This is a genomic window from Streptomyces sp. NPDC002088 (assembly GCF_040296605.1).
Taxonomy (GTDB): Bacteria; Actinomycetota; Actinomycetes; order Streptomycetales; family Streptomycetaceae; genus Streptomyces.
In genome coordinates this window covers 397,116-420,510 of the sequence record NZ_JBEOXO010000006.1, presented here as the reverse complement: position 1 = coordinate 420,510, position 23,395 = coordinate 397,116, and the positions used below count along the sequence as shown (strand labels likewise).

At 72.0% G+C, this 23,395-nt stretch carries 22 protein-coding genes and 1 pseudogene; 12 read left to right on the top strand and 11 right to left on the bottom strand.

Annotated features, from left to right (window positions below; translation table 11 throughout):
• The first annotated feature begins 67 nt into the window (after window positions 1-67).
• The 5 genes from ABT114_RS16295 (at window position 68) to ABT114_RS16275 (ending at window position 5,281) form a co-directional block, all read left to right on the top strand.
• Window positions 68-1,417 carry a multidrug effflux MFS transporter gene (locus ABT114_RS16295; protein WP_351142940.1) on the top strand — a complete coding sequence of 450 codons (1,350 nt, stop codon included), beginning with the start codon at window positions 68-70 and terminating at the stop codon, window positions 1,415-1,417.
• Window positions 1,378-2,592 carry a serine hydrolase domain-containing protein gene (locus ABT114_RS16290; RefSeq protein ID WP_502988333.1) on the top strand — a complete coding sequence of 405 codons (1,215 nt, stop codon included), beginning with the start codon at window positions 1,378-1,380 and terminating at the stop codon, window positions 2,590-2,592. The genes ABT114_RS16295 and ABT114_RS16290 overlap by 40 nt, the downstream gene beginning before the upstream one ends.
• A gap of 41 nt (window positions 2,593-2,633) precedes the next feature.
• On the top strand, window positions 2,634-3,629 hold the full coding sequence (locus tag ABT114_RS16285; RefSeq protein ID WP_351142938.1) for a small ribosomal subunit Rsm22 family protein: 996 nt from the start codon (window positions 2,634-2,636) through the stop codon (window positions 3,627-3,629).
• A 117-nt stretch (window positions 3,630-3,746) separates the two neighbouring features.
• Window positions 3,747-4,361, top strand: a complete 615-nt coding sequence (locus ABT114_RS16280; RefSeq protein WP_351142936.1) for a TetR/AcrR family transcriptional regulator — start codon at window positions 3,747-3,749, stop codon at window positions 4,359-4,361.
• A gap of 182 nt (window positions 4,362-4,543) precedes the next feature.
• Window positions 4,544-5,281, top strand: coding sequence for a bifunctional DNA primase/polymerase (locus ABT114_RS16275; protein ID WP_351142934.1), 738 nt, complete (start codon window positions 4,544-4,546; stop codon window positions 5,279-5,281).
• Between the two features lie 31 nt (window positions 5,282-5,312).
• Here the strand turns inward: ABT114_RS16275 and ABT114_RS16270 are convergent, their stop codons facing one another.
• From ABT114_RS16270 to efeO, 4 genes are read right to left on the bottom strand one after another with little or no spacing between them, the layout of a single operon-like run.
• On the bottom strand, window positions 5,313-6,314 hold the full coding sequence (locus ABT114_RS16270; RefSeq protein WP_351142932.1) for an SCO2278 family lipoprotein: 1,002 nt from the start codon (window positions 6,312-6,314) through the stop codon (window positions 5,313-5,315).
• Complete coding sequence (gene efeU / locus ABT114_RS16265) at window positions 6,274-7,146, bottom strand: iron uptake transporter permease EfeU (protein WP_351142930.1); 873 nt, start codon at window positions 7,144-7,146, stop codon at window positions 6,274-6,276. The genes ABT114_RS16270 and efeU overlap by 41 nt, the downstream gene beginning before the upstream one ends.
• A 3-nt stretch (window positions 7,147-7,149) precedes the next feature.
• A complete protein-coding gene (gene efeB / locus ABT114_RS16260; protein WP_351142927.1) occupies window positions 7,150-8,457 on the bottom strand; it encodes an iron uptake transporter deferrochelatase/peroxidase subunit in 1,308 nt (435 codons plus the stop codon).
• Between the two features lie 13 nt (window positions 8,458-8,470).
• Window positions 8,471-9,607, bottom strand: coding sequence for an iron uptake system protein EfeO (efeO, locus tag ABT114_RS16255; protein ID WP_351142925.1), 1,137 nt, complete (start codon window positions 9,605-9,607; stop codon window positions 8,471-8,473).
• Between the two features lie 631 nt (window positions 9,608-10,238).
• On the opposite strand from efeO, the gene ABT114_RS16245 reads away from it, so the two are divergent.
• Window positions 10,239-10,907 (top strand): PhzF family phenazine biosynthesis protein, encoded by a 669-nt coding sequence (locus ABT114_RS16245; RefSeq protein WP_351142923.1) that lies wholly within the window; start codon window positions 10,239-10,241, stop codon window positions 10,905-10,907.
• A 96-nt stretch (window positions 10,908-11,003) separates the two neighbouring features.
• Here ABT114_RS16245 and ABT114_RS16240 read toward each other — a convergent pair whose 3' ends face one another.
• Entirely contained in the window at window positions 11,004-11,651 is a 648-nt protein-coding gene (locus ABT114_RS16240) for a biliverdin-producing heme oxygenase (protein WP_351142921.1), read from the bottom strand.
• Window positions 11,652-11,801: 150 nt separating this feature from the next.
• Window positions 11,802-12,659, bottom strand: a complete 858-nt coding sequence (map, locus tag ABT114_RS16235) for a type I methionyl aminopeptidase (protein WP_351142919.1) — start codon at window positions 12,657-12,659, stop codon at window positions 11,802-11,804.
• A 58-nt stretch (window positions 12,660-12,717) separates the two neighbouring features.
• On the opposite strand from map, the gene ABT114_RS16230 reads away from it, so the two are divergent.
• Entirely contained in the window at window positions 12,718-12,951 is a 234-nt protein-coding gene (locus tag ABT114_RS16230) for a hypothetical protein (protein WP_351142917.1), read from the top strand.
• Here the strand turns inward: ABT114_RS16230 and ABT114_RS16225 are convergent, their stop codons facing one another.
• Together ABT114_RS16225 and ABT114_RS16220 are read right to left on the bottom strand one after the other, a co-directional pair.
• Window positions 12,952-14,283, bottom strand: a complete 1,332-nt coding sequence (locus ABT114_RS16225; RefSeq protein WP_351142915.1) for an MFS transporter — start codon at window positions 14,281-14,283, stop codon at window positions 12,952-12,954.
• Window positions 14,284-14,388: 105 nt separating this feature from the next.
• Complete coding sequence (locus ABT114_RS16220; protein ID WP_351142913.1) at window positions 14,389-14,991, bottom strand: hypothetical protein; 603 nt, start codon at window positions 14,989-14,991, stop codon at window positions 14,389-14,391.
• A 91-nt stretch (window positions 14,992-15,082) separates the two neighbouring features.
• Here ABT114_RS16220 and ABT114_RS16215 point away from each other — a divergent pair.
• From ABT114_RS16215 to ABT114_RS16205, 3 genes and pseudogenes are all read left to right on the top strand, one after another.
• A pseudogene (locus ABT114_RS16215) lies at window positions 15,083-15,298 on the top strand (sialidase family protein); the annotation flags it as partial.
• A gap of 37 nt (window positions 15,299-15,335) precedes the next feature.
• Entirely contained in the window at window positions 15,336-16,040 is a 705-nt protein-coding gene (gene npdG / locus ABT114_RS16210; protein WP_351142912.1) for an NADPH-dependent F420 reductase, read from the top strand.
• Window positions 16,041-16,115: 75 nt separating this feature from the next.
• Window positions 16,116-16,304: a hypothetical protein gene (locus tag ABT114_RS16205; protein WP_502988330.1), complete on the top strand. Its 189-nt coding sequence runs from the start codon at window positions 16,116-16,118 to the stop codon at window positions 16,302-16,304.
• On the opposite strand, the gene ABT114_RS16200 is transcribed toward ABT114_RS16205, so the two are convergent.
• Complete coding sequence (locus ABT114_RS16200) at window positions 16,294-17,094, bottom strand: site-2 protease family protein (protein WP_351142908.1); 801 nt, start codon at window positions 17,092-17,094, stop codon at window positions 16,294-16,296. The two genes, ABT114_RS16205 and ABT114_RS16200, sit on opposite strands and share 11 nt — an antisense overlap.
• A gap of 119 nt (window positions 17,095-17,213) precedes the next feature.
• Here ABT114_RS16200 and ABT114_RS16195 point away from each other — a divergent pair, with 119 nt between their 5' ends.
• Together ABT114_RS16195 and ABT114_RS16190 are read left to right on the top strand one after the other, a co-directional pair.
• Window positions 17,214-17,912 (top strand): DUF6578 domain-containing protein, encoded by a 699-nt coding sequence (locus ABT114_RS16195; protein ID WP_351142906.1) that lies wholly within the window; start codon window positions 17,214-17,216, stop codon window positions 17,910-17,912.
• Window positions 17,913-18,009: 97 nt separating this feature from the next.
• The gene (locus tag ABT114_RS16190; protein WP_351142904.1) at window positions 18,010-21,399 is read left to right on the top strand and encodes an AfsR/SARP family transcriptional regulator; all 3,390 of its coding nucleotides are present in this window, start codon (window positions 18,010-18,012) and stop codon (window positions 21,397-21,399) included.
• A gap of 97 nt (window positions 21,400-21,496) precedes the next feature.
• Here the strand turns inward: ABT114_RS16190 and ABT114_RS16185 are convergent, their stop codons facing one another.
• Window positions 21,497-22,321: an ABC transporter permease gene (locus tag ABT114_RS16185; protein WP_351142902.1), complete on the bottom strand. Its 825-nt coding sequence runs from the start codon at window positions 22,319-22,321 to the stop codon at window positions 21,497-21,499.
• Complete coding sequence (locus tag ABT114_RS16180; protein WP_351142900.1) at window positions 22,318-23,343, bottom strand: ATP-binding cassette domain-containing protein; 1,026 nt, start codon at window positions 23,341-23,343, stop codon at window positions 22,318-22,320. The genes ABT114_RS16185 and ABT114_RS16180 overlap by 4 nt, the downstream gene beginning before the upstream one ends.
• Between the last annotated feature and the right edge of the window lie 52 nt (window positions 23,344-23,395).

The window sequence follows — 23,395 nt, the reverse complement described above, 5'->3', positions numbered from 1 at the left end:
TCTGTACGAGCTCACTCCGTACGAGCTGAGAGCATAGGCGGCGGATCACTCGGAGAGGGAGAGGCGTATGTCCGAGCGGGGGGCTGCGATACCGGGCCCGGAGCAGAAGACCACGAGGGCGACGGAGCCGGCCGACCGTGCTTCCCCGCGCCGCACCGGACTCCTGGTCACCCTCGTCCTCGCCGGCCTGAGCGCCACACCCCCGCTGGCGATGGACATGTACCTCCCGTCCCTGCCCGAGGTCACCGAGGCCCTGCACGCGCCCGCCGCGACCGTCCAGCTCACCCTCACCACCTGCCTGGCCGGCATGGCGCTCGGGCAGCTCGTCGTGGGCCCGATGAGCGACCGATGGGGACGCAGACGCCCGCTGCTCATCGGTCTCGCCGTCTACGTCGTCGCCACCGCCCTGTGCGCGCTGGCGCCCAATGTGGAGTTCCTGGTCGCCTTCCGGCTGGCGCAGGGGCTCGCGGGCGCGGCCGGCATCGTGATCGCGCGGGCGGTCGTACGCGACCTGTACGACGGTGTGGCCATGGCCCGCTTCTTCTCCACCCTGATGCTCATCTCCGGGGTCGCGCCCATCGTCGCGCCCCTCATCGGCGGACAGATCCTGCGGGTGACGGACTGGCGGGGCGTGTTCATGGTCCTGACGGTGGTGGGGGCGCTGCTGGCCGGGGTGGTGTGGGCCAGGCTCCCCGAGACGCTCGCGCCGGCCGAGCGCCACTCCGGCGGTGTCGGCGAGGCGCTGGGCGCGATGCGCGGACTGCTCGCCGACCTGCCCTTCACCGGCTTCATGCTTGCGGGCGGCTTCGCCTTCGCCGCGCTGTTCGCGTACATCTCCGCCTCGCCCTACGTGACCCAGGAGATCTACGGCGCCTCCCCGCAGACGTTCAGCCTGCTGTTCGGCCTCAACTCCGTCGGTCTGGTCGTCGTCGGGCAGATCAACGGCAAGGTGCTGGTCGGCCGGTTCCGGCTGGACAAGGTGCTGGGCGCCGGCTTGGCGGTGGTCGTCCTGGCCGCGACGGCGCTGCTGCTGATGGCGACCGGCGCCTTCGGCGAGGTGGGGCTCGTGCCCGTCTCCGCGGCGCTGTTCGTGCTGATGTCCGCGATGGGGGTGACGCTGCCCAACGCCCAGACCCTCGCCCTGATGCGCGTCCACCACGGCGCCGGATCCGCCTCCGCCCTGCTCGGTACGTCCTCCTTCCTCATCGGGGCGATCGCCTCCCCGCTCGTCGGCGTCGCCGGGGAGCACACCGCCGTCCCCATGGCACTCGTCCAACTGGTGGCCGCCCTGGTGGCGCTGGCCTGCTTCGTGGGAATGTGCCGTCCCTGGAACGCACGTACGGGAGCCTACGAGGCCGCGGAGGGCGGGGGTCCCCCCTGCCCGAACGAGGCCGAGAGTCTGGAGGAGGGGAACTGAGCGCGCCGAGACTGCGCAGCGACACACCGGAACGCGCCGGGCTCGACGCCGGGGAACTGCGCGACCTCGTCCGCGAGGTCCACGACCTCACCACGGGGGAGCGCCCCTGGGCGGCGGGCACCGTCGTGGTCGCCGGGCGCGGCCCGGTGATCGCCGTGGCGGAGGCGGCCGGCTGGGCGCTGCGGTACGCGTCCTACGACCCGGAGACGGACACGGGCGTGGAACTGCCGCCCGAGAACCGGGTGCCGATGACCGTCGACACCCCCTTCGACCTGGCCTCCCTCACCAAGCTGTTCACCTCGGTCGCCGCGGTGCAGCAGATCGAGCGGGGCACGCTCGGCATCGACGCCCTCGTGGGTGCGTACCTGCCGGACTTCCGCGCCGCCGCGGAGCACGGCATCACCGTGCGGCAGCTGCTCACCCACACCTCCGGGCTGCGCCCCGAACTCCCGCTGTACGACTGCGCGGACGACGTGGCGCGGCTGGCGCGGCTGCGGGCGGAGGCGCCGGTGGGCGTGCCTGGCACGCACTGCTACTCCGACCTGAACATGCTGCTGCTCCAGCACGTCCTGGAACGCGTCACCGGCCGCACCCTCGACGTCCTCGTCCACGAGGGCATCACCCGCCCGCTCGGTATGACGGCCACCGACTTCGGCCCCTGCCCGGACGCGGCGGCGACCGAGGACCAGCGCCGCCCCTGGGCCAAGGCGGACCGGGGGATGCTGCGGGGCGCGGTCCACGACGAGAACGCCTGGGCGCTGGGCGGGGTGGCCGGCCACGCGGGCCTGTTCTCGACGGGGCGGGACCTGGCGGTGTTCTGCCGGACCCTCCTCGCGGGCGGTTCGTACGGGCCCGCCCGCATCCTCGGCCCCGACTTCGTCGAACTCCTGCTGACCCCACCGGGGCTCGGCTTCGCCCTGGACCAACCGTGGTTCATGGGGGAGCTGGCGGGACGGGGAGCGGCGGGCCACACCGGCTTCACGGGCACGTCACTGGTGCTGGACCCGGCCACGGACACCTTCCTGGTCCTGCTGGCGAACACCGTGCACCCGAGGAGACGCCCGCCGGACAGCAGGCCGAGGGCAGCGGCGGGGACGCGGGTGGCGCGGGCGGTGCGGGGGCGTAGCCGCGGGGGTGGGCGGAGCCCCTGGCCCGGGGGCGTGAGAGGGGCGTGAGGGGGGCGTCAGGAGGTTCCCGGGTTTGAGAGAATCGCCGGGTGAACGTCCCCGTATCCCCGGCCGAGACCCTCCGTACCGCCCTCGCCGGCCTCCTCGACGGGCTCCCGCCCAGGCAGGCCGCGGGAGCCGTGGAGCGGCTCATCGCCAACTACCGGGGGGCCACCCCGACCGACGCGCCGATCCTGCGTGACCGCGCGGACGTGGCCGCGTATGCCGCGTACCGGATGCCGGCGACCTTCGAGGCGGTGCGGGCGGCGCTCGAGGCGTTCGCGGACGCCGTGCCCGGGTGGACGCCCGGCAGCCATGTCGACGTCGGCGGGGGTACGGGAGCGGCGACCTGGGCGGTCAGCGCGACCTGGGACGGGGCGCGGCCGGTGACCGTGCTGGACTGGGCCGAACCCGCGCTCGCCCTCGGCCGGGAGATCGCCGCCGCCAACCCCGCGCTGCGGGACACCCGCTGGCAGCGCTCTCGTATCGGGGCGGCGCTCACCATCGAGAGCACCGATCTCGTCACGGTCTCGTACGTGCTCGGTGAGCTCACCGAGGCCGACCGGGCCTCCGTCGTCGACGCCGCCGCGAGCGCCGCCCAGGCCGTCGTGATCATCGAGCCCGGCACCCCCGACGGCTACGCCCGCGTCCTCGCGGCCCGCGACCGCCTCGTCGCCGCCGGTTTCCACGTCGCCGCGCCCTGCCCGCACAGCGCCGCCTGCCCCATCGCCCCCGGCACGGACTGGTGCCACTTCTCGGCCCGGGTCAGCCGTTCCTCGCTGCACCGCCAGGTCAAGGGCGGCTCCCTCGCCTACGAGGACGAGAAGTTCAGCTACGTCGCCGCCACCCGCCTCCCGGTGACTCCCGCCCCCTCCCGGGTGGTCCGGCGCCCGCAGATCCGCAAGGGCCAGGTCCTCCTCGACCTGTGCGAGGCCGACGAGCAACTGCGCCGTACGACGGTGACCAAACGCCACGGCGACCTGTACAAGGCGGCGCGGGACGTGGACTGGGGCGACGCCTGGCCGCCGTACGACGCGGAGGACTGATCCCGCCCGCCGTACGACATGCGAGGGCTGATCCCGCCCGCCACTCTCCTGGAGGGCTGATCCCGCTCGCCAGAAGACGCGAGACGCCCCGTCTCACTCCCTTGATAGCGTCGCCCCATGGTCAAGAAGCCGGCCCCCGACGCCACCCGCCGCAGCGAGAAGTCCCGGCGCGCGATCTACGACGCCGCCCTCGCCCTCGTCGCGGAGGTCGGCTACCCGAAGACCACCGTCGAGGGCATCGCGGCCCGCGCCGGTGTCGGCAAGCAGACGATCTACCGGTGGTGGGGGTCGAAGGCGGACGTCCTGCTGGAGGCGTTCCTCGACCTCAGCGCACAGGCGGCGCGGGAGGCGGGCGCGGAGCCGTACGCCATCCCGGACACCGGCGACCTCGCCGCCGACATCAAGGCCGTGCTGCGGGCCACCGTCGACCAACTGAAGGACCCCAGGTTCGAGGCGCCCTCCCGGGCCCTGGCCGCCGAGGGTGTGGTCAACGAACAGGTCGGCCGGGAGTTCATGACCAAGCTCATGGAACCGGCCCTCCAGCTGTACGTCGACCGGCTGCGTTCCGCGCAGGAGGCCGGCCAGGTCCGCCCCGGGATCGACCTGCGCATCGCCCTCGAGTTCTTCATCTCCCCGCTCGCCCAGCGCTGGCTCCAGTACACGGGCCCGATCTCGTACGAGTACACCGACACCCTCGTCGACTACGCACTCAACGGCCTCGCCCCGCGCTGAGCCCGCCGCCACCAAATGTCGGCACAGTGGGCGATAAGCCCCGATCGAGGCCCGGTGTACCTCTGGTAACTCCTCGTAACCCCTCGTCCCACCTGCCCCGATTGGTGGCTCCGGCCCCCCGATGCGCAGGATGGTGGGACCATGAGGCATGCTGTCCGCACAACAGCGAGGCGAGGCGATAGATGAGCGCGGAGACCGGTGGCCGCAACGGCAGGCAGGGCAAACTCTCCCAGTGGCTGCGCGGACGCCGCCCGAAGGAGGCCGCCGACACCGGCGGCCGTGAGGCTCTGCTGCTCGCCGCCGCCGGAGCGGGACTGCCCCTCGCGCCCGCCGCGTACCCGGCGCCGGGCTACCGGTGTTCCTGCGACCGCGTCGGCTGTCCCACGCCCGCCCGGCACCCCGTGTCGTTCGCGTGGCAGACGCAGTCCACGACCGACCGCGCCCAGATCGAGCGCTGGGCCCGGCACCAGCCGCAGGCCAACTTCATCACCGCGACCGGCATGGTGCACGACGTCCTCGACGTACCCCTGGAGGCCGGCCGCGAGGCCCTGGAGCGCCTGCTGTCCGCCGGCGTCGAGGTCGGGCCGGTCGCCGAGAGCGATGACGGCCGCATGCTGTTCTTCACCCTCACCCGCGGCACGCCCGAGGACGAGGACGAGTGGTGGCCGTGCGAGCTGGACTGCCACCCCGAGACAGCGGACGAGCACCCGGGCATGCGCTGGCACTGCCGGGGCTCCTACGTCCTCGTACCGCCGGCCCGGCTGCCCGGTGACGACGGGCGGCAGGTGCGCTGGCTGCGCGGCCCGGAGCACCCGCTGCCGGACCCGCTGACCCTGCTGGAGGCGCTCACGGACGCCTGCGCCCGCCACGTCGGCGCGGAGCCCGACCACGCGGCCTCGGCCTGGCCCCTGCGCCACTGACATACGTCGGCGCCACTGACGTACGCAGGCGCTACTCGCCCTGCGCCGCCGTCAGCCCCTGGATCTTGCCGACCAGCGACACCTGCCCGGCCCCCGAGCCCTGCTTGGGGTCGAGGACCACCTGGTTGGAGACGAACTCCATCGTGAGGGACTGCTTGATCTCGCCCTTGGTCAGCGCCAGCACGCTCTTGTTGGGTGTGGGGACGGAGGCCCCGGCCGCGGCCGTCTGCTTCACGTAGTGGTGCGTGGTGAAGAACACCAGCGCCCCGCCGTCCGCGGTGCGCAGCGCCAGCGGGGCGTAGTCGTCCCGGGTCAGCGGCTCGTCTATGTACTGCGTGGCCAGACCCGGCTTGGCGGCGCTCTTCGCGCGGTCCGCGCGCAGGGTGCTGGTGTACGCGCCGTCCGCGAAGACCTTCCCGCCGTTCTTGAGGTAGGTCGCGTAATCCTGGCTCAAGTCCCTGGGCGCGACGGCCAGTTCCGCCGAGTCCGCCGGTACGGCCTCGGCCCAGCCGTCCTTGTCCTTCTTGAACTCCGGTACGGCGCCCGGGGCCACCAGCGTCAGATACGGCACCTGCCACGGCTCGGACAGGCCGTCCCGCCTGAACACCAGCAGCCAGTGTGCCGTGCCGCCCTTGTTGGCCTTGGCGTCGGCGACGAACCAGCGCGGCCAGCCCGCCTTCTTGGGGATGGTGTACTGCGCGTCCGTGAACGTCAGAGGGGTGTGCGCCGAGTTGCCGCCCGGACTGTTGGCGTGGCCCGCCTTCAGCCGCGCCCCGTCGATGTCCCCGAGGGCGCCGGTGACGTAGTCCGCGTCCAGGGAACTGTCGTACGCCTTGTCGGCCTTGTTGTACGCGGCCGTGAACTGTTGGAGCGCCTTGGCGGCCTCGGCGCGCGTGGTGGCCGGGAGCACCTCGCGCTCACCGTGCACCACCACGCAACCGCTCGCCGTCAGCGACAAAGCCGTCACCGAGGCCGCGATCAGCGCGCTCCGCTCAAGACTGCTCGGCCTTCGAGGGCCGCGAACCCTGGTCATCAGGTGCTGTCACCTTCCCCTTCCCGGAGGCGAACCCTACCGGGGCGAGGAACACCGCGAGCGTCGGGATCAGGTACAGCAGCCACACCGTGACCTGGAACACGGTCGGGTCGGGCTGGAAGTTGAAGACGCCCTTGAGGAGCGTGCCGTACCAGCTGCTCGGGTCGATGGTGTCACTGATGTCGAAGGCCAAGTTCTGGATGCCCGGGAGCCAGTTGGCCTCCTGCAGGTCGTGCACGCCGTACGCCAGCACGCCCGCCGCGACCACGACCAGCATGCCGCCGGTCCAGGTGAAGAACTTGGCGAGGTTGATGCGCACCGCCCCCCGGTAGAACAGCCAGCCGAGGAGGACCGCCGTCGCCAGGCCCAGCGCGACGCCGACCAGCGGGCGGGGCGTGCCGTCGCTGGCCGCGTGGACCGACGCCCACACGAACAGGGCGGTCTCCAGGCCCTCGCGGCCCACGGCCAGGAACGCGGTGGCGACCAGCGCGCCCGTGCCCATCGCCAGGGCCGCGTCCAGCTTGCCGTGCAGCTCCGACTTCAGATGCCGGGCGGTGCGCCGCATCCAGAAGACCATCCACGTCACCAGGCCGACCGCGACGATCGACAGGGAGCCGCCGAGCGCCTCCTGCGCCTCGAACGTCAGCTCCTGCGAGCCGAATTCGAGGACGCAGCCGAAGCCCATCGCGATGGCGACCGCGATGCCGATGCCGATCCAGATCGGCTTCAGGGCGTCCCGGCGGCCCGTCTTGACCAGGTAGGCGATCAGGATGCAGACGACGAGGCTGGCTTCCAGTCCCTCGCGCAGACCGATCAGGTAGTTGGAGAACACGGGCTACGCCTCCTTGGAGAACAGCGTCCGGCCCCACCAGTCGTCCTTGTCGCGGACGCCGGGCGGGACGGCGAAGACCGCCGAACCCACGTGCTGGATGTACTCGTTGAGCGCGTCGGACGCCGACAGCTTGCGCTGCAGCGGGATGAACCCCTTGCGCACGTCACGCATGTAGGCCAGGAAGAACAGGCCCGCGTCGAGCCGGCCGAGGCCGTCGGTGCCGTCGGTGAAGGAGTAGCCCCGGCGCAGGATGGTGATCCCGTCGTTGGAGTCGGGGTGCGCGAGGCGGACGTGCGCGTCGGGCTTCATCGCCTTAAGGAACGGCGCGTCGTGCTCCTTGGCCTTGCCTACCGGTGCGCCCTCGCCCTTGTCGCGGCCGAAGACGTCCTCCTGCTCCTGGAGCGAGGTCCGGTCCCAGGTCTCGATGTTCATGCGGATGCGCCGGGCGACGAGGTACGACCCCCCGGTCATCCAGGCCGACTTGTCCTGGGTGTCGCCGTCACCGACCCAGACGAACTTCTTCAGCCGGTCCGTCTCCGTCCCCGCGATGTTGCGGGTGCCGTCCTTGAACCCCATGAGGTTGCGCGGGGTCTGGGCGTCGGGGGTCGTCGACGAGGTCTTGCCGAAGCCGAGCTGCGACCAGCGGATGGCGACCTTGCCGAAGCCGATGCGGGCCAGGTTGCGGATCGCGTGCACGGCGACCTGCGGGTCGTCCGCGCAGGCCTGGATGCACAGGTCGCCGCCGGTGCGGGTCCTGTCGAGGTTGTCGCCCGGGAACTTGGGCAGGTCGACCAGCGCCTCCGGGCGCCGGTCCGCCAGCCCGAACCGCTCGAAGAACGACGGGCCGAAGCCGATGGTGAGGGTCAGCCGCGACGGCTTCAGGCCCAGCGCCTCACCGGTGTCGTCCGGCGGCGCCTCGGCGAGCCCGCCGTACGCGCCCTCGCCGACCGCCTTCCCGGCGGTCATCCGCCGGGCGGCCTCGGTCCAGTCCTTCAGCAGCTGCACGAACTCGGCGCGGTCGTCGGTCTTCACGTCGAACGCGGCGAAGTGCAGCCGGTCCTGGACCGGCGTGGCGATGCCCGCCTGGTTCACGCCGTGGAAGGCGACCGCGGCCCCCGTCTCGGCGGCGGCCGGGTCCACGTCGTTACCGACCCGGGTCATCGCCACCGCGCCGCCCGCCGCGGCGGCACCGAGCGCGAGGCCCGCGCCGCCCCAGCCGATCAGCGAGCGCCGGGAGGGAGCGGAGCCGGGGCCGGCCTCGTCGTTGGCTTCCTGCGTATTCGACCGGGTGTCCGACTGAGTGTCCGTCATGGATGGGCTCCTCTTACTTCACGACGGCTGCGGCGAGCTTGGACAGCGGCTCCGCGAGCGCGTTCACCGCGTCCGAGAGCTCCTTGCGCTGGTCCTCGGTGACCTTGTCGTAGGACACGAAGTCGTACGAGGCCTTGTCCGCGCGGTACTTGTCCAGCAGCGTGTCGAGCGCGGCGAACTGCTTGTCGAGCTCGGTGGTCAGCGCCGCGTCGTTCTTCTGCGCGACCGGCTTGAGCAGCTCGTACGCCTTCTGGGCGCCCTCGACGTTGCCCTTGAAGTCACTCAGGTCGGTGTGCGAGTAGCGGTCCTCCTCGCCGGTGACCTTGCCGGTGGCGACCTCGTCGAGCAGCTCCTTGGCGCCGTTGGCCATGGAGGTCGGGGTGATCTCGGCCTTGCCGACCCGCTTCTGCCAGTCGGTCAGGTCCGTCACCAGCTGGTCGGCGAGGGTCTTCTCCTCGGCGCCGATCTTCTTGTCCTGCCAGAGGGCCTTCTCCAGGCGGTGCCAGCCGGTCCACTTCTGGCCGTCCTCCAGGCCGTCCTCGCGGACGTCGACCTTCGGGTCGATGTCGCCGAAGGACTCGGCGACCGGCTCCGTGCGCTCCCAGCCGAGGCGGGAGGGCGCGAAGGCCTTCTTCGCGGCGTCGATGTCACCGGCCTTGACCGCCGCGACGAAGGTCTTGACGAGCGGCAGCGTCGCGTCGGCCTGCTCCTGCGCGTACTCGCGGTAGTCGGCGACGGCCTTGTCCAGCTTGGGGTCGCGCTTGGCGACCGAGCCGCCGGTGACGGTGAGCTTCTGCCGGACGCCGCGGCCCTTCATGCCGGGGCGGCAGGCGATCTCGTACGACCCGGCCTTCACCTCGGCGGTGAGCGTGTACTTCGTGCCCGGCCCGATGTTCTCCTTCTCGGAGACGATCCGGTCGTCGGGGAAGAGGATCTCGACCTCGGTGGCCTTGGAGCCCTTGTTCTCGATCTTCAGCGTGACCTGGCCGGCCGGCACCGACTTGGTGGACGTCTTGCACGTGGAGTCCGCGGCGGTCACCTGGATCGCCCCGGCACCGTCGGCGTCGCTCTTCTCCGTGCAGCCCGTGACGGCGGTCAGGGCGGCCGCGGTGGCGGCGGCGGTGACGACGGACAGTCTGACGGCTCGCATGCGGGCTCCCCGAGGGTGGCTGAAAAACGGCGTGACGGTGCTCACAAAGATTGGTGAGGCTGCCCTAACTTAACCGAGGCTTACCTGCCTGATACCCCTGCGTGCCGTGATTCACCTCTCATCGACGCTGTATGAGCACGGGGTGATCACGATCGTCCAAACCGGACGCAAAGATTCGGTCATAGGAGATTCAAAGGTTCCGCTTCGGGGGTCGCCGGGAGTGCGCCCGTGCGCGGGTGCGGCAGCGCCTCAACGTGCTGGTCGTAGACCTGCGAGAGCGGAGGCGTCGAGAACACCTCGGCCGGTGGCCCGTCCCCCGCGACACGACCGGCGCACAGGAGCGCGCCCCGGTGCGCGCATACCGCGGTGGGCCCCGGGTCGTGCAACGCCACGACCACCGTGTCACCGGCGCGCGCCGTCACGCGTGGCCCGCTCGGTCGGCGGGCGACCGTGGATCCGTACGATCCCCTCGGCGGCCGTGGAGCGTCAACGGGCCGTCCAGGAAAGGGTGTACGGCGACACCATGGCCGAGCTGCCGTACGACGCGGCGCCCGCACCCTCTCCTGGCCCCTCCCCGGCGGCCCCGCCGCCTGGGACGACCTCGCGGCCCGGACGATGTTTCAATTCCCGAGTGACTGATTACGACGTGCTGCGTGTGTTCTGCGCGGCGAACGGCGGGTACGGCAACGAGCTGGGTGTCGTCCGCGACGGCTCCGTGCTGCCGGACCGGGACGACCGGCAAGCGCTGGCGGGGAAGCTCGGCTTCAGCGAGACGGTGTTCGTGGACGACCCCGAGCGTGGCGTCATCGACATCTACACGCCCACGCTGCGGCTGCCCTTCGCCGGTCACCCCTGTGTCGGCACGGCATGGCTCCTGGACGTCCCCGAACTGGTCACGCCGGCCGGAGTGGTCGGGGCGCGGCAGGACGGCGAGTTCAGCTGGATCGAGGCGCGGGCCGAGTGGGCTCCGCCGCGCACGCTCCGCCAGTACGCCACAGCCGCCGAGGTCGAGGGCCTGCCCGTCCCCCCGCCCGGCGAGTGGATCTACGCCTGGGCCTGGGAGGACGAGCCCGCCGGCCGCGTCCGTGCCCGCGCCTTCCCGGGCCGCGACGACGGCATCGAGGAGGACGAGGCGACGGGCGCGGCGGCACTGCTGCTCACCGAACAGCTGGGCCGGGCGCTCAACATCACCCAGGGTGCGGGCTCCCAGATCCTGACGGCACCGCAGCCGTACGGGTGGGTGGAGATCGGAGGGCGGGTGTTCCTGGAACGCCAGCCGGAGCGTCAGCCGGAGCGCTGAGCGCTCCGCTGGAAGCGCGATGGCGAACCCGCGGGCGCGATACCGCACCGGACTTCGTCAAGGGCACTTCCAGTGACCGCACTTCCCGCGGAGCGCTCAGGCGCTCAGCGGGAACTCCTCGCCCAGCGCGTGGAACACCGCCGTGTTCAGCGCGAACGCCCGCTTGCACTCCGTCACGATCCGCTGCTTCTCCAGGTCGTCGGCCCGGACCGCGTCCAGCAGTTCGCGATAACCCCGCTTGAACGCGGCCGGGTTGGAGATCCCGTCGAAGACGTAGAAGCGCACCCCGTCGCCCTTGCGTTCGAAGCCCCACGTCCGCTCCGCCTTGTCGCGGATGATCTGGCCACCGGAGAGGTCGCCGAGGTAGCGGGTGTAGTGGTGGGCGATGTATCCGGCGGGCCACTGCTCGGCGCACTCCCGCACCCGGTCGGCGTATGCGCGGGTCGCGGGGAGAGCGGTCAGGCCCGCCCGCCAGTCGGCACCCCGCAGATGCGCCAGGTCCCGCTCCAGCGCGGTCAGCCGCAACAGCTCCTGCTGGATGAAGGGCCCGGCCACCTGGTCCGCGGCCAGCCGCTCGGCCCCGGCCTCCAGCGCCTCGTACACGAACCACAGCTGCTCGGTGTACCGCGCGTACGCGTCCACGCCCAGGCGGCCGCCGAGCAGGTCGCTCATGAACGTCGAGGTCTCCGCGTCCACGTGCTGTTCGTGTGACGCGGTGCGGATCACTGTCGAGAAGGAGTCCATGGTTCGCATCATTTAAGGTAAGCCTTACCTAAGTCAACATCTTGCCGACGTCCTGTCGGTAAAAGAAATACCCCGGGTTCCGATCAAGGACACGTGACCCACACGAAAGGCCCGCCCTCCGAAGAGAGCGGGCCGCGGAAACGCGCGGAGCTACGGCAGCGTCAGGATCTCCGCCCCCGTCTCCGTCACCACCAGCGTGTGCTCGAACTGCGCCGTCCGCCTGCGGTCCTTCGTGACGACCGTCCAGCCGTCGTCCCACATGTCGTACTCGTGCGTCCCGAGCGTCAGCATCGGCTCGATCGTGAAGGTCATCCCCGGCTGGATCACCGTCGTCGCGTGCGGGCTGTCGTAGTGCGGGATGATCAGCCCGGAGTGGAACGAGGAGTTGATCCCGTGACCCGTGAAGTCCCGGACCACCCCGTACCCGAACCGCTTGGCGTACGACTCGATGACCCGGCCGATGATGTTGACCTGCCGGCCCGGCTTGACCGCCTTGATCGCGCGGTTGAGGGACTCCCGGGTCCGCTCCACCAGCAGCCGCGACTCCTCGTCGACATCACCGACGAGGTAGGTGGCGTTGTTGTCGCCGTGCACCCCGCCGATGTACGCCGTCACGTCCAGGTTGACGATGTCGCCGTCGCGCAGCACCGTCGAGTCGGGGATGCCGTGGCAGATGACCTCGTTGACGCTCGTGCACAGGGACTTGGGGAAGCCGCGGTAGCCGAGGGTGGACGGGTAGGCGCCGTGGTCGCACATGTAGGCGTGCGCCACCTTGTCGAGCTCGTCCGTCGTCACGCCCGGCGCGATGATCTTCGCGGCCTCGGCCATCGCCTGTGCGGCGATCCGGCCCGCCCGGCGCATGGCCTCGATCGTCTCGGGCGTCTGCACCTCCGGTCCGGTGTACGGCGTGGGCCCGGGCTTGCCGACGTACTCGGGGCGGCGGATGTTTCCGGGTACGGAACGGGCGGGAGAGAGCTCCCCTGGTACGAGCAGCGACTGGCCAGACATGCCAGCGAGTCTAACCAGCGGGGATGGGGGAACATGTCGGTGGCGAGAGGAGCTGTTCATGCCCCTGTTCAAGAAGCGCACCGTCGGCAAGCCGGGTGAGTGGTACTACTGCCTGGAACACAAGAAGGTCGAGGAGGGGCCGGACTGCCCGGGCAAGGACCGCTTCGGCCCGTACACCAGCCGCGAGGAGGCCCAGCACGCGATGGACATCGCCCGCGAACGCAACCTCGAATGGGAGAACGACCCCCGGTGGCACGACGCCCAGGCGCCCGGTACCGGGGACGACGACTGATCACGCCTCTGCCGGATCCGGAGCGGGAGCCGCGGCCGCGCGCTGGTCGCGCAGTCGCAGCGCGTGCTCGTTCGTCCGTACGTCGTACGTCATCAGCTTCGGCAGGCACAGGGCGAGCAGCCCCACCGCTCCCGCGCACATGAGCCCGCCGGACCACACCGACGTCCGCACGCCCAGCCAGGCGGCGACCCCGCCCGTGCGGACCTGGCCCAGCGTCGGCCCCACCGAGTAGGACAGCAGTTCGATCCCGGCGAGCCGGCCACGCAGCTCGTCCGGGATCGTCTGGTTCCACATGGCCCCGCGGAAAATGCCGCTCACCATGTCGCAGCCGCCGACGACGGTGAGGAACAGCAGCACCAGCCATACGTTGCCGACGAGACCGGCGGCGGCGATCGCCAGCCCCCACAGCGCGGCCGACAGCACCACCATCCGCCCGTGCCGGTGGATCCGTGAGGTCCAGCCGCTGGTCAGGCTCACCAGCAGGGAGCCGGCCGGGACGGTGGCGTACATCAGGCCCAGGGACCACTCCGCGCCCAGTTCGTCGGCGAGGAACGGCAGTACGGCGAGCGGCATCGCCAGGAACATCGCCGCGAGGTCGACGGCGTAGGTGCCGAGCAGTTCCTTGCGGCTCCAGGCGTAGCGGGCGCCCTCGACGATCGACTTCAGGGACGGCCTGGCGGCCTCGTGCGAGGCGGGGGAGGGGGCGATGCGCAGGACGAGGAGGACGGAGACGGCGAAGGTGACGAGGTCGGCCGCGTACGCCGAGCCGAGCCCCGCGTACGCCACGACCACGCCCGCGAGCGCCGGGCCCGCCACGCCGCCGACCGTCCAGCGGAAGGAGTTGAGCGAGGCTGCCGCCGGGAGGTCGTCGTGGGCGACGATCCGCGGCCAGAGCGAGTCGAGCGCGGGCCGCTGCACCGAGACGAGTGCGGAGGACAGCGCGGCGACGACGTACAGCGGCCAGACGGCGGACTCCGGCAGCAAGGCGTTGAGCAACAGCGCGGCGGAGAGGAGCCCTTGGCCGGCCTCCGTCCAGACGATCAGCTTCCGCTTGTCCAGGGCGTCGGCGAGCGCCCCGCCGTAGAGCCCGAACACGATCAGCGGCACCAGCTCCACCGCACCGATCGCGCCCACCGCTGCCGCCGACCCGGTGAGGTCCTTCAACTGCACCGGCAGCGCGACGAAGGTCAGAAAGCTCCCGAAGTTGGAGATCAGCCCCGACAGCCACAGCCTCCGGAAGTCGACGGAGGCCCGCCAAGGGGCGAGATCGGGCAGCAGGCCGCGCAGGCCGGAGGGAGATTCAGCGGGGGAGGCGGGGGCGTCGGCGGTCACGACCGGCCATGGTCCGCCCCCGTCGCCGCGGGCGGCAACCGCTTTTCACCATGATCGCTTTCACCGCAGTCGCCTTTCGCACAGATACCTTCCCCGCGGCCCCTTTCACCACGGCGCCGGTGGCGGCGCCGTCAGCTGGTCCGCCAGCCGTGACAGCCGGTCCCGCAGCCGTCGGCGGCCCCGGGGCGTCGGCAGCGCGTTCTCCCCGGCCCCCGCACTGACCAGGTGCTGCACGGTGTCCAGGTCCAGGTCGGTGCCCTCCGGTACGGCGAGCGACTCGTGCGCCAGGGAAACCAGGTCACGGTCCCCGGAACCCAGGGAGAGGACCGTCGCCCCGGCCCGGCGGGCGTCGTGCACCCGCTCCAGAAGCGGGTCGCCGGGGCCCTCGGGCGCCACCACCAGCAGGGTCTCGCCGCGCCGCGCCGCCTCGATCCGGCCGAGGCCGACCGCCAGGTGCGCCGGATCCGAGGCGCGCGCGTCATGCCGTACGAGCGTGGGGGCCAGCTCCGGCGTCCCCGACCACGCGGATTCATCCGCCAGGTGGGCGGCCAGATGCCAGGGCTCGTACGCAGGCGTCCCCACGAGCAGCAGCCCGCCCCCGTGCGACACCACGGACCCGCGCAGCACCCCCGCGAACCGCCGGGTGGCCCCCAGCCACTCGGTCCCGGCGAGCACTTCGCGCAGCAGCGCGACCCGTACGGCATCCATACGGCCGCATACTGCCGCAACCGGCCACTCGTGACCGGGAGTTCACCCTGAATTCGCCCGGCCTGGGGAAGGAGTCCCCATGACCGAGACCGCCGTCCCCGCCGCCCGCGCCCTCATGACCCTGCGCGCCTCCACCGACGGCGGCGTCACCTGGCGGCCCGTGTACACGGTGAACGGCCTGCCCGCCGCGTACTCCGAGCTGGTACGGATCGACGCGGCCACCGTCGGACTGCGCTACGAGACCGGGGACTTCGGCGCCTACGAGACGGTCGCGTTGTGCAGAGTGCCGGTGACTGAGCTCACCTGACCAAGTGGGCGGGCCGGTGCGCACGTAAAGTCGGCGCATGACCTCTACCGACAGTGCACAGAAGGCCCCCGCCAAGGACCCCTGGGACCTGCCCGACGTCTCCGGACTCGTCGTCGGCGTGCTCGGCGGGACCGGGCCGCAGGGCAAGGGACTCGCCTACCGGCTCGCCAGGGCCGGCCAGAAGGTGATCATCGGCTCCCGGGCCGCCGAACGCGCCCAGGCCGCCGCCGACGAGCTCGGACACGGCATCGAGGGCTTCGACAACGCCGAGACCTCGCGCCGCAGCGACATCGTGATCGTCGCCGTGCCCTGGGAGGGCCACGGCAAGACGTTGGAGTCGCTGCGCGAGGAACTGGCCGGCAAGCTCGTCGTCGACTGCGTCAACCCGCTCGGCTTCGACAAGCAGGGCGCCTACGCCCTGAAGCCGGAGGAGGGCAGCGCCGCCGAGCAGGCCGCCGCCCTGCTGCCGGACTCGCGGGTGGCGGCCGCGTTCCATCACCTGTCCGCGGTGCTGTTGCAGGACCCCGAGATCGACGAGATCGACACGGACGTCATGGTCCTCGGCGAGGAGCGCGCCGACGTGGAGATCGTCCAGGCGCTGGCCGGGCGCATCCCCGGTATGCGCGGCATCTTCGCGGGCCGGCTGCGCAACGCCCACCAGGTGGAGTCGCTGGTCGCCAACCTGATCTCCGTCAACCGGCGCTACAAGGCGCACGCGGGGCTCCGTATCACCGACGTGTGAGGCCGTTCCCGGACCGGCGGCTCCATGGGGGACACTGGACGGCGCAAACAGTGTCCCCCGACAGGAGCCACCCCCATGCCCCGCCTCGCCCTCTATGCCCTCGTCGTCTGTGTGCTCGCGGTAGCCGCAGCCGTCGTCTCGTTCGTCCAGGGCAGCTGGCTGGGGATCGTGTGGGTGCTGCTGGCGGGGCTGTCGTCCAACATGTGCTGGTACTACCTGAAGCGCGGCAAGGCCGCCGCCCCGGGCAAGTCCGTCACGGGCTGACCGCGCAGAACTCGTTCGTGCCCTGCCAGAAGCGGTAGAACTCCTGGCCGCAGTACGTGTCGTTGCCGCTGATCCCCAGGCCGCGCAGGATCGAGTGGATCACGTCGAAGAAGACGCTGTTGATCGACGGAACCCACAGCAGCGCGAACACGAACAGCAGCCCGAACGGCGCGAACGGCTCCACCTGTCGCTTGATGTTGTACGACAGCCAGGGCTCTATGACGCCGTAGCCGTCCAGGCCCGGCACCGGCAGGAAGTTCAGGATCGCCGCAGTGACCTGGAGCAGGGCGAGGAAGGCGAGCGCGTACCGGAAGTCGCGGGGCACGCCGTCCAGCGCGTCCAGCCAGAACGGGGCGGTGCACACGGCCGCGAACAGCACGTTCGTCAGCGGTCCCGCGGCGGAGATGAGACTGTGCCGCCAGCGGCCCCGGATGCGCCCGCGCTCGATGAAGACGGCACCGCCGGGGAGCCCGATCCCGCCCATGATCACGAACAGCACGGGCAGTACGATGCTGAGCAGGGCGTGGGTGTATTTGAGGGGATTGAGGGTCAGATACCCTTTCGCGCCCACCGAGATGTCGCCGCTGTGCAGGGCGGTGCGCGCGTGCGCGTACTCGTGCAGACAGAGCGAGACGATCCACGCAGCCGTCACGAACAGGAACACGGCCACGCCCGGCTGTTCGGCGAAGCCGGTCCAGGTCGCCCAGCCCGTGACCGCGGTGACGGCCAGGATCCCGACGAAGACGGGACTGATCCGCCGGTCGCTGTGGCGGGTGGTGGCGGTGGTCATGAGACGGGCTCCTGTTTACTGCGTTCGGGTACGGCGCGGGCGGCTGGAAAGCCCGACCGTACCGGGCGTACGGGGAAAACGTCTCGCGATCGGTCGCCGGTTCCCAAGAAGGTAGGGGGATGGGACTTTGGCACGTGTTCTACGCGGACTGGCAGATGGAGTGCTGCGGCACGCCCTTCGCGGTGGGCGAGGAGGTGAGCTGGCCGCTGCTGCTGCTGCTGACGGACGCGGACGACTTTCTCGGCGGAGGCTGGGACGAGCGGCTCACCCATGTCGTCGGCCCGGTGCGGGAGGTGTCGGACGGCGAGGGGACTGTGCGGGTCGTGGGGGAGGATGAGGGCCTGGTCGTGGCGCTGGGAGACGCGGGGCCGAGGGAGGCGCGGCAGGGGGACCGGATCCGTGCGGCCGGGCTGCTCACGGTCGAGCGGCACGGGGGTTCGTGGCCCGAGGTCACCGGCCGCGTACGTGCCGTTCAGGTCCTGACCCAGGGCTTCGCCGAGAGCGCGCCCGGTTCGCGCTCGTGGTGGCCCGTCCCCGGGGAGCGGTCACTGCGGCCGGTGCGGAGCTGCCCGAAGTGGTTCGCCCCCGGTGACGTGCGCACCGGGGCGGACGGGCGGGGCCGACGCCGCAGCGAGGAAGGGGCCGTGGTGACCCTCGAGGTATTCGACGTACCGCCCGCGCCGTCGGAGACTCCCGGCACCGTGTCCGGGGCCGACACGGCGGGAACTCCCCGCACCGTGTCCGGGGCCGACACGGCGGAGACGCCCCGCACCGTGTCCGAGGCCGACACGGCGGATGCGGGAGGGCAGCCTTCATGAGGTGCCTTCCCTGGCGCTGCCACCGCCACCGCCGCGCCCCCGCACGGCACGCCCCGCCGACCGAACCCCGTGACCGGCACCGACGCCACCGGAGACAATGAACCCCGTGCGCTATCGCATCCTCGGCACCACCCAGGCACTCCGCCCCGACGGCACGCCCGTCGCCGTCGGCGGGGCGCGGCTGCGCGCCCTGCTGACCGTGCTGGCCCTGCGGCCCGGCCGTACCACGCCCGCGAGCCTGCTGGTCGACGAGGTGTGGGAGGGCGACCCGCCCGCCGACGCGCCGGGCGCGCTCCAGGCACTGGTCGGCCGGCTGCGCCGGGCGCTCGGGGCGGACGCCGTGGCCTCCGTCGAAGGCGGCTACCGGCTCACCGCCGCACCCGACGACATCGACCTGCACCGCTTCGAGCGGCTGTCCGCCGACGGCCTGCGCGCCCTGGCCGACGGGGACCCCGCGAAGGCCGTCGTCGTCCTCGACGACGCCCTCGCCCTGTGGCGCGGCCCCGTCCTCGCCGACCTCCCCGACCGCACCGCCGAGGCAGCCCGCTGGGAGACCCGGCGCCTCGACGCGCTGCGCGCCCGGCACACGGCCGCGCTCGCCCTCGGCCACGGCGAACAGTCCCTGCCCGAACTGACCGCCCTGTGCGACACCCACCCCCTGGACGAGCCCCTCCAGACGCTGCGCCTGCGCGCCCTGCGCGACGCCGGCCGCACCGCGGAGGCGCTGGCCGCCTACGAGGACGTACGACGGCTGCTGGCGGGCCGCCTCGGCTCCGATCCGGGACCGGAACTGCGGGCGCTGCACGCCGAGTTGCTGAACCCGCGGGCAGTGGCCCGGCCCGCGCCGGAGGTTCCCGGTGCGAGCCCGGCTGCCGGGACCGACGGCTCCCGCGCCCCGCGGCTCGGCAACCTCCGCGCCCGCCTCACCTCCTTCGTCGGCCGGGAGGCCGACATCGAGACCATCCGCGGCGACCTCGCGAGCGCCCGGCTCGTCACGCTGCTCGGGCCGGGCGGGGCCGGGAAGACGCGGTTGTCGCAGGAGGCCGCCGAGGGCGTGCGGTACGCGGCGCGGGACGGGGTGTGGCTGGCCGAGCTCGCCCCCGTCGACGACGCCGCCGCCGTACCGGAGGCCGTGCTCACCGCCATCGGCGCCCGCGAGACCGTGCTGCACGGCGCCGGCGCCGAGAACATACGGGCGGCCGTCGCCGACCGGTACGACGACCCCGTGGAGCGGCTCGTCGAGCACTGCGCCAGGCGCCGCATGCTGATCGTCCTCGACAACTGCGAGCACGTCGTCGAGGCGGCCGCCCGGCTCGTCGAGGAGCTGCTGGAACGCTGCCCGGAGCTGACGGTGCTCGCCACCAGCCGCGAACCCCTCGGCGTACCGGGGGAGCTGCTGCGGCCGGTGGAGCCGCTGCCCGAGCCGGTCGCGCTGCGGCTGCTGGCCGAGCGAGGCGCGGCCGCCCGGCCCGGCTTCCGCGTCGGGGACGATGCCGGGGCCTGCGCCGAGATCTGCCGGCGGCTCGACGGACTGCCCCTCGCCATCGAACTCGCGGCCGCCCGGCTGCGGATGCTGACGCCACGCCAGATCGCCGACCGGCTCGACGACCGCTTCCGGCTGCTCACCTCCGGCAGCCGCACCGTCCTGCCCCGCCAGCAGACCCTGCGCGCGGTCGTCGACTGGTCCTGGGACCTGCTCGACGAGGACGAACGGGACGTCCTGCGGCGCCTGTCGGTCTTCGCGGGCGGCTGCGACCTCGCCGCCGCCGAGGCCGTGTGCGGTCCGGCCGCGCTGGAGGCGCTGGGCTCGCTCGTCGACAAGTCCCTTGTGGTGGCCGCGCCTTCGTCCCCCGCGTCGGAGCAGAGCTCGGAACAGGGATCGGAGCAGGGCTCTGAGCAGAGCGCCGAGCAGGGCACCGGGCACAGCTCGGACGGCGGGATGCGCTACCGCCTCCTGGAGACCGTCGCCGAGTACGCGGGCGAGCGGCTCGACGAGGCCGGGCAGCGCACCGAGGCGGAGCGCGCGCATCTGACGTACTACCGCGAACTCGCCCGCACCACCGACCCGTTGCTGCGCGGCCTCGGCCAGCGCGCCGCCATCGAACGGTTCCAGACGGAGTACGAGAACCTGCGCACCGCCCTGCGCCACGCCGTCGCCGCCCGCGACGAACAGGAGGCCCTGTGCCTCGTCCTGTCGCTCGTCTGGTACTGGCAGATGCGTGACCTGCGCATCGAGGCCCGCAGCTGGTGCGCCGAGGCCATGACCCTCGGCCCCGACCCGTTCACCGAACCCGCCCGGCCGGCCGCCCCGGTGTGGCAGCGGTGCACGGACGCCCCGCCGCCCATGACCGGCGAGGTCCTCGCCGAGGCCCGGCGCGGCCTCCACCTCGCCCATCTCGCCTGCATGGACACCGAGCTGGACTCCTGGCAGACCCCGCAGGCCCAGGCCAAACTGCGGGTCATCGCCGCGACGTACGAGCCCGGGATGCCGCAGATCTGCCGTGCCCCGGGCATGCTCTGGTTCTTCGCCGTGGTGCTCACCAGCGACATGGACCGCATCGACGTCATCGCCGACGCCGCCGTGCGCACCTGCCGTGACACACCGGGCTTCGAGTGGGAGCTCGCGGGCAGCCTGCAGTTGCGCGCCAACCTGCGGGCCAACCGCGCCGAGTGGGCGGCCGACGCGGCCCGAGACGCCGACGAGTCGCTGGAGATCTTCCAGCGCCTCGGGGACGCCTGGGGCACCGCCGAGGCGCTCTCCGCCCGCGGCGAGGCCCATGAGCGCACCGGCGCGTACCTGCCGGCCGCCGCCGACTACGAGGCCGCCATCGAACACGCCGAGCGGCTCGGCGCCCGCGCCCAGGTGGCGATCCTCACCGCCCGGCTCGGCAGCGCTCTGCTGGAGGCGGGGCAGCACGAGCACGGCGAGCGCCTGCTGCGCGAGGTGGTCGGCCGGCAGGACGGCCCGGCCCACGAGTCGAAAGCCTTCGCCCGGCTCTTCCTGTCCGGCTGGCTCGGCATGACCGGCCGCACGGCGGAGGCACGGGAGCAACTCCAGCGGTTGCGCGAGGAGTTCGGGCTGTCCCACTTCTTCGTCTTCGAGGCCTTCCTCCTGGGCTCGGAGGCCTGGCTGGACGCGCTCGACGGCCGCTATGAGGAGTCCCTCGCCGCCATTCGGCGGGCACTGGAACATGCCTCCGACCGCCTCTCGCAGACCATCGCCCCCCATATGCGCGCCGCCTACCTGACCATCGCCGCGGTCGCCCTCACCGGGGTCGACGACGGCGGCCGCGCCCACGACGCGGCCCGCTGCCTGGGCGCCGCCGTCACATTTCTGCCGCCGGGCCACGTCGCGACCACCCTGGAGCGCACGGTGCTGACCCTGGCGGTGGACCGCACCCGGGCCGCGCTGGGCGAGGACGAGTACGAGGCGGCGTACGCGGTGGGTGGCGAGCTCTCCTTCGAGGAGGCCGCGGCTCTGGTGTGAGGGGGGACGTGTTGAGCGGGTACGGCGCCTACGCGCAGGGCGGCGGCCTCTCCCCCGGGGAGGCCGCCGCCCTGGCGTGACGTGTACCGATGTGGCGTCAGCTCTTCGTGCGGAACTTGTGGATCGCGACCGGCGCCATCACCGCCGTGATGGCCACCGACCAGCCCAGCGTCACCCACAGGTCGTGCGCGACGGGCCCGCCCACCATCAGTCCGCGCGCCGCGTCCGCGAGCGTGGACAGCGGGTTGTAGTCGGTGAAGGCCTGCAGCCAGCCCGGCATCGAGTTCGTCGGCGCGAAGATCGACGAGCCGAACTGCAGCGGGAACAGCACCAGGAAGCCCATCGCCTGCACGGACTGCGCGTTCTTCAGGATCACGCCCAGGGTGAGGAACACCCACATGATGGACGAGGCGAACACCGCGGACAGGCCGACGGCCGCGAACAGTCCGCCCCAGTGGTTGATGTCGAAGCCGACCAGGACGGCGACGATCATCAGCACGACGGTCGCGAACAGCATCCGCGCCAGCTCCACCGAGATCTTCGCGAACAGCACCGAGCCACGCCCGATCGGCAGGGACCGGAAGCGGTCCATGACACCGGAGTTGAAGTCCTGGCTGAAGCCGGTGCCGACGCTCTGGGACAGCGTCATGCTCATCATCGAGATCATGCCCGGGATCACGTACTGCACGTACCCGTCCTGCCCGCCGCCCAGGGCCTGCCCGATCGAGCCGCCGAAGACGTACACGAACAGCAGGGTGAAGACGACCGGCATCAGCAGCGCGTCGAACATCGACTCGGGGTCCTGCCGGATCCACAGCAGGTTGCGGCGGATGAGGGCGCCGGTGTGGCGCAGGTGGCCGCGCAGCGGGATGCGCGCGTCGGCGGTGTGGGTGGTAGCGGCGGTGGCGGTTGCGGCGCTCATACGGCGACCTCCTCGCGGGTGTCGGCGGGCGCGGTGTCCTGCGGGGCACTGGCACGGTGGCCGGTGAGGGACAGGAACACCTCGTCCAGGCTGGGAAGTTCGGTGCTGATGGAGCTGATCGTGATGCCGCGCGCGGTGACCGCGCCGACCACGGCGGTCAGCTGCTCGTCGCTCAGGATGGGCACGAGCAGATCGCCGCCGTCCGTGTCCACGGTCGTCGTGGCAAGCCCGGTGATGCCCAGTTCGTCGAGCATCCGGGCGAGCGGACGCAGCTCCAGCGGATCGAGCGGCCGGACGCGGAGCGTACGCCCCCCGACCCGGGCCTTCAGCTCGTCGATGGCGCCGTTCGCGATGACCTTGCCCCGGTCGACGACGGTCAGCTCGGAGGCGAGCTGCTCGGCCTCCTCCATGTACTGGGTGGTCAGCAGGACGGTCACCCCGTCCCCGACCATGGTCTTGACCTCGTCCCACACCTCGTTGCGGGTGCGCGGGTCGAGACCGGTGGTGGGCTCGTCGAGGAACAGCACCTCCGGGCGCCCGATCATCGAGGCGGCGAGGTCGAGCCGCCGCCGCATACCGCCGGAGTACGTGCTCGCCGGCCGCTTGGCGGCGTCCGTGAGCGAGAACCGCTCCAGCAGCTCGTCGGCGCGGGCCCGGGCCTCCTTGCGGGGCAGGTCGAGCAGCCGCCCGATCATGTAGAGGTTCTCCCAGCCGGGGAGCTTCTCGTCCACGGAGGCGTACTGCCCGGTCAGTCCGATCACCCGGCGCAGCTGCCGGGGCTGCCGCACGACGTCGTATCCGGCGACGGTGGCCTGCCCCGCATCGGGGGCGAGCAGGGTGGACAGGATGCGGACGAGGGTGGTCTTCCCGGCGCCGTTCGGCCCGAGCACCCCCATGACGGTGCCCTCCCGCACGTCCAGGTCGACGCCGTCCAGCGCCTTCGTCTCGCCGTAGTGCTTCACCAGACCCCGCACGGTGACGGCGGCGCCTCCGCCGTCGGGGTTCTTGTCGATTCGCGTCATGCCGATGATGGTGCCAGCGCCCACCGACAAACCACCGACAGGTCACCGACAG

Bases quoted from the DNA above. Each gene is read 5' to 3' on its own strand.
- efeO (WP_351142925.1), bottom strand. From the start codon at position 9,607: ATGCGAGCCGTCAGACTGTCCGTCGTCACCGCCGCCGCCACCGCGGCC.
- ABT114_RS16270 (WP_351142932.1), bottom strand. From the start codon at position 6,314: ATGACCAGGGTTCGCGGCCCTCGAAGGCCGAGCAGTCTTGAGCGGAGC.
- ABT114_RS16200 (WP_351142908.1), bottom strand. From the start codon at position 17,094: ATGACCACCGCCACCACCCGCCACAGCGACCGGCGGATCAGTCCCGTC.
- ABT114_RS16230 (WP_351142917.1), top strand. From the start codon at position 12,718: ATGCCCCTGTTCAAGAAGCGCACCGTCGGCAAGCCGGGTGAGTGGTAC.
- ABT114_RS16190 (WP_351142904.1), top strand. From the start codon at position 18,010: ATGAACCCCGTGCGCTATCGCATCCTCGGCACCACCCAGGCACTCCGC.
- map (WP_351142919.1), bottom strand. From the start codon at position 12,659: ATGTCTGGCCAGTCGCTGCTCGTACCAGGGGAGCTCTCTCCCGCCCGT.
- efeB (WP_351142927.1), bottom strand. From the start codon at position 8,457: ATGACGGACACTCAGTCGGACACCCGGTCGAATACGCAGGAAGCCAAC.
- ABT114_RS16240 (WP_351142921.1), bottom strand. From the start codon at position 11,651: ATGGACTCCTTCTCGACAGTGATCCGCACCGCGTCACACGAACAGCAC.
- ABT114_RS16295 (WP_351142940.1), top strand. From the start codon at position 68: ATGTCCGAGCGGGGGGCTGCGATACCGGGCCCGGAGCAGAAGACCACG.
- ABT114_RS16280 (WP_351142936.1), top strand. From the start codon at position 3,747: ATGGTCAAGAAGCCGGCCCCCGACGCCACCCGCCGCAGCGAGAAGTCC.
- ABT114_RS16180 (WP_351142900.1), bottom strand. From the start codon at position 23,343: ATGACGCGAATCGACAAGAACCCCGACGGCGGAGGCGCCGCCGTCACC.
- ABT114_RS16185 (WP_351142902.1), bottom strand. From the start codon at position 22,321: ATGAGCGCCGCAACCGCCACCGCCGCTACCACCCACACCGCCGACGCG.
- ABT114_RS16205 (WP_502988330.1), top strand. From the start codon at position 16,116: ATGCCCCGCCTCGCCCTCTATGCCCTCGTCGTCTGTGTGCTCGCGGTA.
- ABT114_RS16195 (WP_351142906.1), top strand. From the start codon at position 17,214: ATGGGACTTTGGCACGTGTTCTACGCGGACTGGCAGATGGAGTGCTGC.
- npdG (WP_351142912.1), top strand. From the start codon at position 15,336: ATGACCTCTACCGACAGTGCACAGAAGGCCCCCGCCAAGGACCCCTGG.
- ABT114_RS16220 (WP_351142913.1), bottom strand. From the start codon at position 14,991: ATGGATGCCGTACGGGTCGCGCTGCTGCGCGAAGTGCTCGCCGGGACC.
- ABT114_RS16275 (WP_351142934.1), top strand. From the start codon at position 4,544: ATGAGCGCGGAGACCGGTGGCCGCAACGGCAGGCAGGGCAAACTCTCC.